Here is a 13480-nt window from a genome sequence, read left to right as displayed (position 1 = left end):
TTGACATCCTCATATTCCCTGATCAAGAACCGGTACTTCTGGATGTAGTTCCTCTTTATCGTCTGATCTTGGCTGTTGATTCTCATGGACTTATTACCCCTGTCTGAGGATACCTCGTCCACGAATTATCTAACATCTACAATTGCGAGCGCAGCGAAGCAATCTCTGCCTTTAAGTGTTGAGATTGCTTAGTCGTTTTACTCCTCGCATTAACAGATAATCGACAATTCCCCCGCGGGAGTGAATAGTTATGGAGAGCATTCAGGTTTTGTTGACATCGTTCGGGTCGAACAATAGTATCTTTGCCTATAAGTTTCGACTTCTGAATTCATCGAACGAGATGCGGAAGTTGCGATAAAGCTCCCCCCTCACTTTATCGAGAAGCCAGCCCTTGGTCACTGTACCGGACGGTCATACCGTCAGACGAGGTCAAGCCATGGACGACCCCTTTCTGCGCCCCGCAGAAATCCTGGATCTGGCGATCGAAATGGAACACGAAGGTCTGGGGTTCTATAAGGCTTGTGCGAAAGCTTCGCTCGGACCGCCCGTAACCTTGGTGTTTGAACATTTGATTGCCGCGGAGCAACGACACGTTCGAGTTTTTGCCGACATGAAAAGGAGGCTGGCCGGTGAGGCCCTACCGGAAGGGCATTCCGTGGAAGTCCGGCGCTATATAGAGAAACTGATATGGGACCGAGTTTCATCGGCAACGGATCAGATTTTGAGCACTGTTCCCGAAATCGCGGACCCGGTGGAAGCAGTGGAAATCGCTATGGAGTTCGAGAGAAAGTCGATACAATTGTACCCGGCTCTGAAAGAGCTACTCGCCCCAACCGAGAGTGAAATCATCGAAACAGTCATTGCAGAAGAGCACGATCACATCAGTCGCCTGATGGATTTGCTTCACGAATTGGAAAGCTGAAAACGCTGCGGTTGAGCGGGCCCCAATCAAGCATGCAAGAGACTTCAGAGAATGCCGACCCGTTCTGCTAATAACCCGGCCTCCGACGATGATATTTTATTTTGCCAAATGATTAAAAGGGGAAATAACAATTCCAGTAAAGTGAATAAGATGAACGGCGTTGAAGGGTTTCCCATACTCACAATCGAAATAACTCTGCCAATGCCTCCGATAAATATCACGCCCGAAATAAGGCGAAAAATAGATTTCTTCTGTTCAATGGAAGGAATCACCCAAAATATTACTAAGCCCAAACCCATCCATAAGCCACTGAAGTAGCGCAGGTTGCTATCGAGAATGATATTGCCCTGGATATTATGACTGAAACTGATCTCATAGAATCCATCCTTGATCCCGAATAGTATCCCCAGCAGTCCTGTGATAACAGCGACTGATCCTATAATTGCCAGAATGGCTTGGAGGATTCTTTTCTTCGCCATTGTCGCACCTTTCCAACAGCCGCTTGAAAAGCTTCTATTGTCTCCGTAGGCATGTCTCTAACCGCCGGAGGCATTTGCTTTACAGTAACAAGGTCGCCGACCCCGAACCGGGAAATAGCTTTGCTCACTTGATCTCCGCTCAACAATAGTTAGATTGATCCGAATAACACGCGGATTCTTCGTTGCAGGTTCGCATGACACGCCATTCGGGTGATTGCCAGAGGGCCGATCACTTTGCGCCATGAGCTTTCAAGTACTCAACGACCTCGAGCTTGTTTACGGCATAAGCAAAGCTCAAAGCCGTTTGGCCTTTTTCATCCTTCGCATTCACGTGGGCTCCCTTGTCGATCAGGAGTCTTACGACTTCGGGATTTCCCCCCGAGACAGCGGCCATGAGGGCCGTGGAGCCGTCTTCGTTCTTAGCATTAACGTCGAGGCCTTTGTCGACAAGGAGTTTTACCATTGCGAGATTTCTGGACCTTGCGGCGTACATGAGGAGCGTCTGGCCGATGTCGCCTTTGGCGTGGACGTCAGCTCCCTTACCGATGAGGAACTTCACAACTGAGAGATGTCCCCTCCTGGCAGCGTACATGAGGAGCGTCCGGCCTTGTATGGTCCTGGCATTCACGTCGGCTCCCTTATCGATGAGGAATTTCACGACTCTGAGATCGCCCCCGTCGACAGCGTACATGAGGACCGTCATGCCGTTTTTTTGCGAAGCATTAACGTCGAGACCCTTATCGACTAGGAATTCCACGGTCTGGAGATTTCCGGATCTGGCAGCATCCATGAGGACCGTCCGGCCGCCTTGGCTCTGTGCACTCACGTCCGCCCCCTTATCAATGAGGAACTTCACTACTTCGGGATGTCCACCCTGGGCAGCAGACATGAGTACCGTTGTGCCGTTCTCGTCCTTTGCATTCAGATCGAGGCCCTTATCAAGCAGGAATTTCAGCACTTCCAGCGCCGCGCCCCTGGCAGCGTACATGAGGAGCGTTTGGCTTTGTTTGTTCTTGGCATTCATGTCGAGGCCCTTATCGACGAGGAGCTTCACAACGTCGAGATTTCTCCCCAAGGCAGCGTACATCAGGGCGGTTTTGCCCTCATTGTCCTTTGGATGCACGTCCAGGCCCTTATTGAGGAGAAATGTCACTAATTCTATGGGGTTTTCTCCTTTGGCGGCGCACATGAGGACTGTCGTGCCGTTCTTGTCTTTGGCATGCAGATCGGCTCCCCGATCGATGAGGAATTTGACTATCTCCAGGCCTTTTCGCGGAATGGTGTGAGCGACGACCGTTGTAAGTTTGAAGCTGTTATCGACGAACTGCAGGTATCGCCAATTCGCAGCGTACATAAGGACCGTTTCCCCCTTATTGTCCTTTGCGTTCACATCGAGGCCCTTGTCAATGAGGAGTTTTACCACCTCGAGATTTTCCGACCTGGTAGCGTGCATAAGGACCGTTCGGCTCGCTTTGTCCTTGGCATGCACGTCGGCTCCCTTATCGATCAGGGACTTCACAACTCCGGGATTTCCTCTCTGCAAGAGAGCGTGCATGAGGGCCGTCATGCCGTTCTTGTCCTTCGCATTCACGTCTGCCCCTTTGTCGAGGAGGGAGTTCACGGACATCACGACTGCGGGGTCTCTCCCGAAGACAGCGTGCATGAGAGCCGTCATGCCATTTTTGTCCTTCGCATTTAGGTCGGTTCCCTTGTCGAGGAGGGATTCTACGATTCTCGGATTTCCGGTCCTGGCAGCGTCCATAAGAACCGTTTGGCGGTTTTCGTCCTTGGCACTCGCGTCGGCCCCCTTATCGATGAGGAATCTCAGGACTTCGACGTCTCTCCCCGACAAAGCGTACTTGAGGACTGTGCTGCCCTCTTCGTCCTTTGCATTTATGTCGAGGCCTTTTTCGACGAGGAATTTCACGACCTCGAGATTCTTGTAGTTGCTGACAGCGTCCATGAGGAGCGTTCGGCCTTTCTTGTCCTTCGTATGCACATCGAGTCCCCTGTCAAGGAGCGATTTTACAGATTCGAGATCTCCGGACGAAGCAGCGGCCTTGAGGGCCGCTCGGCCGCTTTCGGCCTTGGCATTCACATCTGCTCCCTTATCGCGGAGGAATTTTACGAGTTCCGGATTTCGCGAACTGGTGGCGTATATGATGACCGGTCTGCCTTCCTTGTCCGTGGCATGCACGTCGGCTCCCTTATCGATCAGGAACTTCACGACTTCGAGGTTTCTGCCCCAGACAGCGTAGACAAGGACTGGAGCGCCCTTTTTGTCTCCGGCATTCACATCTGCGCCGTTATCGATGAGGAGTCTTACGACTTCGAGTTTTCCTGACCTGGCAGCGCACATGAGAGGCGTTTGCCCTTGATTGTCCTTGGCATTCACTTCGAGGCCCTTATCGATAAGGGATTTCGCCATTTCAAGATTTCCCTTTTCGGCAGCGGCCATAAGAGCCGTCCGACCGCTTGCGTCCTTGGCCTCGCCGCCCTTCTCCATCAGTAACTTCACGCCTTCGAGATGTCCGCCCCATGCACCGTACATCGGGACCGTTTGGCCGTGTTTGTCCTTGGCGCTCACATCTGCTCCCTTGTCGATCAGGGATTTCATAATTTCGAGATTTCCTGTCTGGGCAGCGTACATGAGGGCCGTTCGACCGTCTTGGCTCTTTGCCTTCACATCTGCTCCCAAATCGATGAGGAACTTCACGACTTCGAGATCTTTCGTCCTGGCAGCCTCCATGAGCACCGTTTGACCATGGTTGCCCTTTGCGTTCACGTCAGCTCCCTTATCGATGAGGAACTTCAGGACTTCGAGATTTTTCCCCCAGACAGCGGCCATAAGGACTGTTCGGCCCCTGTGGTTCTCGGCCTTCACGTCTGCGCTCTTGTCCGTGAGGAGTCTTACGACTTCGAGATTTCCCCTCATGGCAGCTTCCATTATGACCGTTTCGCCGTTTTCGTCCCTGACATTCACGTCTGCTCCATTAGCGATGAGCAATTTCGCGATCTCGAGGCTTATGCCCGAGGCAGCGTCCTTGAGGAGCGCCCCACCGTTTGGGTCTTTGGAATTGAGGGCCGTTCGACCGTACTTGTCCCTGGCGTTCGCGTCGGTCCCCTTGTCGATGAGAAACTTTACAATTTCGAGGTCTCTCTTCCAGACAGCGATCATGAGGGCCGTCCGGCTATTTTCACCTTTCGCATTCACGTCGGCCCCATTCTCGATCAGAAGTTTCACGACTTCGAGATTTCCCTTCCTCCAGGCAGCGGCCATGAGGGCCGTCCGGCCATATTCACTCTGGGCATTCACATCCGCTCCCTTATCGATTAGGAACTTCACGATTTCGAGACGTCCCCTAATCGCGGCTTGCATGAGAGCTGTTTCACCATGTTTCGTCCTGGCATTCACATCCGCGCCTTTTTCAATGAGGAGTTCTACGTTCTGAAGATTACCCCACTCGACAGCGTAAATGAGGGCTGTTCGACCCTTTTGGCACATTGCATTCACGGCCGCTCCCAACTCGATGAGGAGTTTCACGAGTTCGTGATCTCCGGATCCGGCAGCATCCATGAGGGCCGTTCTGCCGTCTTCGTCCACATCAAGGCCCCTATCGATGATGAATTTCAGGACTTCGAGATTTCGCGACTCGATAACCTCCGTCAGGACCGTCTTGCCTTCTTCGGTCTCGACACTTACGTCGGCTCCTTTATCAATGAGGAACTTGATAATTTCGAGATTTCCCGTCTGGGCAGCGGCCATGAGGGCGGTGCAGTCATATTCATCCCTTGCATTGACGTCGGCCCCGTTATCGACGAGGAACTTCACAATTTCGAGATGCCCCTTCCCTGCAGCCTCCACGAGGACCGCGTCGTTCCTCTCCACAATAAGTTTCAGGACTTCAAGATTCTCCCACTCGACTGCGTCCGTGACCACCGATCGGCCGTGTTCGTCATGGGCATTCACGTCCGCTCCCTTATCAATGAGGAACTTCACAGCTTCCAGATTTCTGTGCCTGACGGCCTTCAGGAGGACTGTTTCACCGCTTCCGTCCTTGGCATTTATGTCTCCCCCTTTTACCAGCAAGGCTTTGATCTGCTCCGGCGAACCCTTGTCGGCTGCTAACAGCAGTTCTTTGCTCACGGAAGGATCGGTGGCAATTGCGGGCACCGGCAACACACGAGCCTGCAAGTAGTCGACAATCTCGGCCCGCCCATTGGCAGAAGCAATGCTCAGGGCGGTCCCGCCTTTCTTGTCTTTGGCACTTACGTCGGCCCCGTTATCGATCAGTAATTTCACGGCTTCGAGATTTCCCCACGCGACAGCCCGCATGAGGGCCGTGGAGCCGTTTTTAGCCTTGTCATTTACGGCGAAGCCTTTATCGATGAAAAATTTCACGACTTCAGGATTTCCCCCTTGGGCAGCGTGCGCGAGGACCGTGGAGCCGTCTTTGGTGCTAGCATTGACGTCGAGGCCTTTGTCGAGCAGGAATTTCACAACTTCGAGCCGGCCGCCTCTGGCTGCGTACATGAGCACCGTTTCGCCTTTTTTGTCCTTGGCATTCACGTCGGCTCCCTCATCGATGAAGAGTTTCACGCCTTCGAGATCTCCTGCCCTGGCAGCGTCCATGAGGTACGTCTTCCCGCTTTCGTCTTTGCGATTTACGTCGAGGCCCAGAGAACTTTTTTTGGCTGCCGGTTGCAATTGTTTATTCACTGAAGGCTCGGCAGCGATTCCGGATACAGGCAACACCATACAAGCCAAGATTGCAGCCGTCCTGAGCATCCTGGTTACTCGATTACGTTTTGTTCTCATTGGTGATCCTCCTCCGTGTCGCAGGTACGTCCATAGTCCATGAATTCGCTCTTGTTGAGTTTGCTCCCCTAGTGAAATGGAAAGCGTCACATTGACAGCCCAGTGTTCACCGTGCTGACTCACTCCTTTACCATATCACGTGAATGTACAACGGTGATGGAGCGTGCATGAAAACATCATGGAGAATTTGTGCAAATTCTGTGCAACGATCAGATTGTCCTGATCCACTATGAGGTCATCACAGCAACGAACGGCTAGAAATTTAGGCCTGCGTGCGAAGATAGTCGTTTCCAGGGGCTTCTCGATCGACCCGCATAAGATGCGGAGTTTTGGTTTCTTGACCGCATAATGCGCCATTCGGGCATTTGCAAAATGAATCGTTGTGTTTGAGGCGTTATGCCCCTTCAGCAGAGGAGGCTTTCACAGCAAGGAACACAACGCGACGCCCCGTTGCCCACCCCTGATCCCGAACGGCCCCCGAGTCGACTTGATGCCCGTCGATCTCGGCTCTCTTCAATCCCTCCCAGAATCGCGTCGAACGGACGGAAATAAAACTGTTCAGATCTTCAATGCTTACCCAAAAGCCTGCCTCAAGAAAATGCGGCCCCAGTTCCGGCAACACCAAGTTGTAGAGCTTCAAGACGAAAAACCCCTCGGCCGCCTTGGACGCTCGTTCTCTACCCGAATGGCTTATCTCCGCGCGCATACGCGAATAAAAGCCGCCTTTCCTAAGCGCCGCCCCAACAAACCCCGGCAACGCGGCGGACAGGGCTATTGTCGATCCTTCCGTTACCATGGCGGTGTCCACGTCGTCCACCGGCTGCCCGTCGAGGAAGACCGTTTTGATCCTCTCATCCAGGTATTTGGAACTCACCCCTAGTTGGTCGCAAAGGACCTTTCTCACGCTGACGCCAAGCCTCGCTTTGACCAGCACGCCGTGCTGTAAGAGAGGATAAAAGCTTGGTAGTCCTTCCGCATCGCATGTGAGCCTGAGAGTAACCGTATCATGATCGCCGAAAGGAACTGATCCTTGACGGGCATTTTCACTGCTCATAACTGTCCCTCGAAAGTTCGCATTTGACGTTCGTACAGGTCTATTTCCCCATGAATCGGATCGCTAAAGTTCTTGCCTCTTCCATTACCTCTTTCAACGGGACCCCCTTCTCAAGGGCCAACCGCTTGCAGTCTTCGTATTCCGCGGTAACATTTACAATCTTACCCGCTACTGTGGCAACCTTGAAGCTGATGGGACCATATTTGGTGTCCAGTCCCTCTATATGCCTTTCAGCTTTGATACGGTGGTCGATTCGCCACCTCACCCCCAGGGAAGTGGTTTCCCTCATCAGAAAGTCCGAAAACTCATCCACCCGGTCAGGGGAACATGTCACGGTCAACAAGGTTCCGGGCCGGCTTTTCTTCATTTGTACAGGGACCAGGAATACGTCCAGCGCCCCTTTCTCCAGCATGCTTTGAATCAGATATTCGTAGATCTGCGGATTCATGTCATCGATGTTGGTTTCCAGGACCGCTATCTGCTCCAACAGGTAGTCTCCGGCCTTGTCCGCAGTCTTGCCGATCACCACGCGAAGGAGGTTCGGGACCGAGAAGTCCGATGTTCCAGCGCCGTAACCTATTCCATCAGCGGTCATTGCCGGCATTGGCCCGAAGTTGGACGACAGTGTGGTCAAAATCGCCGCCCCTGTGGGAGTCAATAGCTCTCCCTCCACCCCGAACGAATAGACCGGCTTACCTTTTACCAACTCCGCAGTGGCAGGCGCAGGCACAGGAAGCACCCCATGAGCGCATTTCACGTGGCCGCCTCCCAGATTCAGTGCCGAACAATAAATTTCCTCGATTCCCAAGACGGCAAGCCCGGCAACCGATCCCACCACGTCTATGATGGCGTCCATGGCCCCTACTTCGTGAAAGTGGACCTCTTCCACACCTATGTCGTGAACGCGGGCTTCAGCCTCGGCCAGCCTTGTAAAGATTCGCACAGCCTTGATTTTGACTGATTCGTCCAGATCGCTACGTTCGATTATTTCTCTTATGTTGCTCAGAGATCTCTTCTCATGATGGTGATGGCCCCCGACTAGAACGGTCACCTGACTTCCGGAAATGCCTTTCCTCGTCGCTTTCCGTACTTGGAGGTCGTAATCGGTCAGGTGGAGCTTCGCCAATTCATCTTTGAGATCGTCCGGCCCAAGGCCTGCATCAATCAAAGATGCCATTATCATGTCACCGCTCGCTCCGGAAAAACAGTCAAAATAGGCTATTTTCATGCGGTGTTCCTTTCGGGGGTACCTTCGCGTCGCGAATTATCGCGGCAGTTGCGGCATTTGGCAATGAAAACAAAAGTGCAGTGCTTCATAGTAGCCGGCCGGCCCCGTGAAAAATCCCCGTTCTTCTGAATCCCTAGCTGCCCGGGTCGCATCAAATATAACAGAACAAGCAGTCTGCGTCGGCATCAAGGAGACAAAAGATGGATATTAACATACTTAATATAGTAGGAATTCTAATACTTGCCATAACCGGGTTCATGTTCCTGGCCATAGCGCTTTTTGCTGCCAACAGAATCAGGGCCCACATTGCGGGCTCTCCTCTGGAAAAGATAGAGCGCGGGGTCGAGGGATCCATGGAAAGCGGTGAGGGGGAAGCCAAGTCGGAATCCTCTTACGGGCCTGAGCAGTGCTACCGCGATTGCGTGAAGTCATCTCATTGGTTTCCGGAAAAGCAGTACCCGTCTTGCGAAGAAGTATGCGGGCTGCGCGCCTGACCTGGGATGAGACCCCCGTACTTAAGAATGCGATCGTTTGCGCAGGCCTGTGCCGATTATTCTCGCGGCGACGGGTTGTTCTTTCGGCTATCGTTGACCAAAGAGGCCGGCCAAATATGAGGAGCCCTTCGAGTTCATTCCGTGTGATCGGAGGACTCCTACTAATTTCTTACTCATACGAGTTCGCTTCAAACGGTGAAGATGACTTATGGTAGTTGCCAGATTTTTGTCCGAATCGACGGAACTCCATGCCGTCATTCCTGCGGAAGCAGGAATCCAGTCCCGCGTCTCGCGGGATTCCCTGGGTTCCCGCTTTCGCGGGAACGACGGGGTGAGCAAAGCAGAAATGGCAGGAGGTCTGTTGGGGGCCAGCTGACATCAATTTTGGAAATTACCATAGGTCCAAATCAGCACTGACCTGGTGCCCAGGTCAGTGGCACCCAACAGCCAATCAGGAGCGGCTATGGGGTGGCACGGTCCACAGGTTGCCCAGGTCTTCGCTGGACGTACCAGACTTTTCACTGTTTGAACGCGACCCGCGTATCAGTCCTTCTCAAGAACCTTTTACGATTTCGTTTGTGACTTGAAGTGTCATTCCAGCGGAAAAACCCGTTGACAATCCGGCAAATACAGAAATAATGGTAATTACGGAAATAGCGGAAATACGACCCGCGTCCCCTGGAGTGTGCCATATGGAAGTCCTCACCGTATATCAGGCCAGCAAATATTGCAGCGTCTCCCCCAAGACCGTTTCCAATTGGATAGACGAAGGCCACATCAAGGCTTTCAGGACTGTGGGCGGACATCGTCGGATCAGGAAAGAGGACCTGGACGAGTTTCTTCGCCGCATGGGCATGCCGATCGCCGGTGGATTTGGGCCGGACGAACACAAGAGGATCCTCGTGATCGACGACGACAAGTTGATTGTGGAAACCATCGTCCATTCACTTGAAGAAGAGCCTCATGACTATGAGATCATCTCCGCGTCCGACGGATTCGAGGCCGGTTTGCAGGTGAGCCACTTCAAGCCCGATCTGCTTATCCTCGACATCATGATGCCGGACATCGACGGGTACGAGGTGTGCAAAAGGGTGAGGCAGAATCCGGCAACTTCTCATATAAAGATCATTGTTCTTTCCGCGTACCTGGATGAGGAAAGCTACGAGAAAATGAAGAAGCACGGTGCGGACATTTGCTTCTCCAAGCCGCTGCCTTTGGAGAAGCTAAAGACGGAGGTGGCCGGCCTTCTGGGACTGACTTGATGGACATCAACCGCTTGGAAGGGAGACAGTGTCGTGAGCCTAAAAGAATCTCTTGAAAAAAAGAGGTTTCTGGTCACCTGTGAGGTTCAACTTCCCCATGGGCGGACTCCGGAAGAATATTTGGACGAAATCTGTAATCTCCGGGGCCAAGTGAACGGAGTCCGTTTCGATCGGTTTTCCACGGATGCTGCGATTAGTGATTCTTTGGCGCTTTGCCGTCTGCTTCGAGACAAGGGGTTCGATCCGGTGTTTCAGCTAGGCACCAGGGATCGCAATCGCCTGGAAATCCAGGAGGCCTTGGTTCACGCGTCAGCGGTTGGAGTGGAAAACCTCCTCGTATTTTCGGACGAATATCGGATTACCGGCGATTCTCTCCAGGAGGCGATGTTCTTTCATGTGGACATGGGCAAGTTTTTTTCAGTGATCGAAGCGCTGGAAAAGGGAGTCGATGTGAATGGAAAGGAATTGGACGGTCGAAAGGAGTTCCTCATCGGTTCAGAAGTGGAGGCGGGATTCGGCGGAAATGTCCCTGACATGCAGCTCCACGAAATGGAGGCATTGGTAGAGAAAGGAGCGAATTACTTTTTAAGCACGCCGGTCTTCGACGTGGATCAGTTTTCCAAATTCGTGAAGAAAGTGGCTCCGCTTGGGGTCCCTATCATAGCGGAACTTCTTATGCTCCATTCCAGCACAAATGCGAGGATGCTGAAAAGAGTCGCCCGGCTCAACATTCCCGGCCACATAATCCGAAGACTTGAGGGCGCGGCGGTCGAATTTGACGAATCCGCCAAAATCCTTTTGGAGACAGCGAACCGGCTCAAAGACATTTGCTCCGGCGTACATATACTTCCTTTCGGATGGGAAAGCAAAATCGGCAAGCTTCTTCAAGACCTCAAGAGGACTGAGATGAATCCTGAGGTATGAGTCGACCCCGTGGAGGAGAGCATGTCCCGCAGGGATTTTGTATCCGTCCATGACATGAGCATGGACGAGATTGAGAAACGATTGGAAGACATCGAGCGCAACAAGGTCGAATTCTACGCCGAGGCCCGCGACGGCTTCTACATATCCACACGTGAGGGGCAGTTCCTGGACTGCAACGACGCGCTTGTGAAAATGTTGGGATACAGAGCCACCGAAGATGTGCTTTGCCTGGACCTGAACACGGAGCTGTGGGCCGACCCTGAGGAAAGGCCCAGATTTCAGGCTATTATTGAACGGCAGGGGTTCGTAAGGGACTATCAAGGGACTTTTAGGAGCAAAGACGGCCAGGTGATCTACGTCAGTCTATCCAGTCACGTGTGGCGGGACAGACTTGGAAAGGTCGGCGGATACAGAGGCTTCGTGGTGGATCGTACCCGAGAGAAGCTGATGTCGGATCAATTGCAGATACTGGAGACGAGATACAAGAACCTGTTCGGCAACATACGCGACGGTGTCTTCATTTCCGACGCGGAAGGCACGGTCATAGACTGCAATGAAGCGCTTTGCGAAATAGTGGGCCGCACCCGGGCGGAATTCATGGGCATGAATTACTATAAGGACCTGTTCGTGAACCCCGAGGCTGTATTGGATTTCAGGAGAAAGTTTACCAATTACGGGGAGGTGAATGACTACGAGTTGCAACTTGTGCGAAAAGACGGAACCATTCGGGACATTGCCATGAGCGGGTATGCCACAAGAAATGCCGAAGGCGAAATCATGAGCTATCAGGGGCTCATGAGAGATATTACGGAGGCAAAGCGACTTCGGCGCCAACTTATTCAGTCGGAAAGGCTTTCCGCAATGGGGAAAATGGCCCTACAGCTCGCTCACGAGTTGAACAACCCCATATACGGCATCATGAACTGCCTGGAACTCGTCAAAGGAGTCGTGCCACCGGCAAACGAGAAACGGAAATTTCTGGATCTGGCTTACAATGAGTGTAAACGCACATCCGGGCTTCTAATCAAAATGCTGAAGTTTTTCAGGCCTGATGATGAGAAGAAGAGCCCGACGGACATCAATAAACTGATCGAGGAAACACTCCTCTTCTACGAAAAGCAGCTCAAGAACCTCAACATAAACGTTACAACCGAATTGTCACCCGACCTACCGGAATTCCCGGCGGTGGAGAACCAACTAAAACAGGTGTTCATCAACATGATCATCAATGCGAACACGGCCATGCCGTCGGGGGGAGACCTTCGAGTGACAAGCCGATTCGATCGCGGCCGACGCAGAATCTTGGTGACCATCGAGGATACTGGGGTTGGCATTCCTCCCGAGAACCTCGAGAGGATCTTCGACGCTTTCTTCACTACAAAGAACGAAGTAAAAGGCGTGGGGCTGGGCCTGAGCATTTGCTACGGATTCATCAAGGAACACGGCGGCGAAATTGATGTGGCCAGCGAGGTCGGCAAAGGCACGGTCTTCACCATTTCCCTGCCGGTAACCCCGCATGCAAATTAGTTGAACCGGGACCTTCTGTCCGCTATTGATCTTCTTCTTGCAGCAAGCCGAAGTTTATGGCTCGCAGCTTTTGTTCCTCCCTGGCCAGTTTCTTCGCGGTCTGCGTATAGAACCAATGGTCAATCTGGTGTTTCAGCCATTCCGTGTGAACCGCAGGATCGACGCGGAAGCGCTTCGGGTCTACTTCTAAGGCTTCTTCGGAGAACCGCCACAACCTGTCTGAATCCTTTACAATGGCGTCGTTGAGCGACAGCGCTTCTTTCCTGGAATCGTGGCCGGAAATAATCGTAACGATTTGTTCCGTCAATTCGGGATCGTAATTCACAGACTCAAGGATTTCACGCGCCTTCTTAGCCCCTTCCACCTCGTGAATTCTGTTGATCTCCAGATCGTTCTTCCCCGGTCCAAACGCCTTGAGGTGAAGGTCCTCGGGAACCATCTTCCATCCCAGATCGTGAAGCAAAATTGCCGGAAGAACGACTCTCTCGTCCCCGCCTTCGGCCTCCAAAAGCCTCACCGCGAAAGAGTACGCGATGCGAGTGTGGATATCATTGTCTCGGGTGTCCAGATACGGCCCGGCCAGATCGAATATCTTGAGATAGATCCCTTGCACGGCGGCTCCGTGTCCGAATAGCTGGGAGAACCTTTTTGTAAAAACTGCTGCGCGCAGGGCGACAATGCGTCTTTAGGCCGGCTCAGCCGCTGTCCAAAACCGGGCGACTCGAAGGAAGATGTGGCCGCCCGCCGAGGGTACCCGCACCCTTCTGCAGA

Annotated in this window: 10 protein-coding genes; 5 read left to right on the top strand and 5 right to left on the bottom strand. The window is 52.7% G+C overall.

Annotated elements, in window-relative coordinates:
• Positions 1 to 436: 436 nt before the first annotated feature.
• Complete coding sequence (locus HY913_12575; protein MBI4964106.1) at positions 437 to 922, top strand: ferritin family protein; 486 nt, start codon at positions 437 to 439, stop codon at positions 920 to 922.
• 44 nt (positions 923 to 966) lie between these two features.
• On the opposite strand, the gene HY913_12570 is transcribed toward HY913_12575, so the two are convergent.
• The 4 genes from HY913_12570 to larC all read right to left on the bottom strand — a co-directional run bounded on the left by HY913_12570 (position 967) and on the right by larC (position 8502).
• Positions 967 to 1401 carry a DUF4345 domain-containing protein gene (locus tag HY913_12570; GenBank protein MBI4964105.1) on the bottom strand — a complete coding sequence of 145 codons (435 nt, stop codon included), beginning with the start codon at positions 1399 to 1401 and terminating at the stop codon, positions 967 to 969.
• A gap of 229 nt (positions 1402 to 1630) precedes the next feature.
• The gene (locus HY913_12565) at positions 1631 to 6220 is read right to left on the bottom strand and encodes an ankyrin repeat domain-containing protein (GenBank protein ID MBI4964104.1); all 4590 of its coding nucleotides are present in this window, start codon (positions 6218 to 6220) and stop codon (positions 1631 to 1633) included.
• Between the two features lie 394 nt (positions 6221 to 6614).
• Complete coding sequence (locus tag HY913_12560; GenBank protein MBI4964103.1) at positions 6615 to 7274, bottom strand: hypothetical protein; 660 nt, start codon at positions 7272 to 7274, stop codon at positions 6615 to 6617.
• Positions 7275 to 7314: 40 nt separating this feature from the next.
• Positions 7315 to 8502, bottom strand: a complete 1188-nt coding sequence (gene larC, locus HY913_12555; protein MBI4964102.1) for a nickel pincer cofactor biosynthesis protein LarC — start codon at positions 8500 to 8502, stop codon at positions 7315 to 7317.
• A gap of 200 nt (positions 8503 to 8702) precedes the next feature.
• Between larC and HY913_12550 the strand changes: the two genes are divergently transcribed.
• The 4 genes from HY913_12550 (at position 8703) to HY913_12535 (ending at position 12709) form a co-directional block, all read left to right on the top strand.
• Complete coding sequence (locus HY913_12550) at positions 8703 to 8996, top strand: hypothetical protein (protein MBI4964101.1); 294 nt, start codon at positions 8703 to 8705, stop codon at positions 8994 to 8996.
• Between the two features lie 692 nt (positions 8997 to 9688).
• Positions 9689 to 10258 (top strand): response regulator, encoded by a 570-nt coding sequence (locus tag HY913_12545; protein MBI4964100.1) that lies wholly within the window; start codon positions 9689 to 9691, stop codon positions 10256 to 10258.
• A 33-nt stretch (positions 10259 to 10291) separates the two neighbouring features.
• Positions 10292 to 11182, top strand: a complete 891-nt coding sequence (locus HY913_12540) for a methylenetetrahydrofolate reductase (protein ID MBI4964099.1) — start codon at positions 10292 to 10294, stop codon at positions 11180 to 11182.
• A gap of 21 nt (positions 11183 to 11203) precedes the next feature.
• A complete protein-coding gene (locus tag HY913_12535; protein ID MBI4964098.1) occupies positions 11204 to 12709 on the top strand; it encodes a PAS domain S-box protein in 1506 nt (501 codons plus the stop codon).
• Positions 12710 to 12731: 22 nt separating this feature from the next.
• Here the strand turns inward: HY913_12535 and HY913_12530 are convergent, their stop codons facing one another.
• Positions 12732 to 13322 carry an HD domain-containing protein gene (locus tag HY913_12530; protein ID MBI4964097.1) on the bottom strand — a complete coding sequence of 197 codons (591 nt, stop codon included), beginning with the start codon at positions 13320 to 13322 and terminating at the stop codon, positions 12732 to 12734.
• Between the last annotated feature and the right edge of the window lie 158 nt (positions 13323 to 13480).

Origin of the sequence: Desulfomonile tiedjei, from assembly GCA_016212925.1 — a bacterium.
GTDB lineage: Bacteria > Desulfobacterota > Desulfomonilia > Desulfomonilales > Desulfomonilaceae > JACRDF01.
The sequence above is the reverse complement of the archived record's forward strand: the minus strand, read 5'-3'. Positions and strand labels throughout refer to the sequence as shown.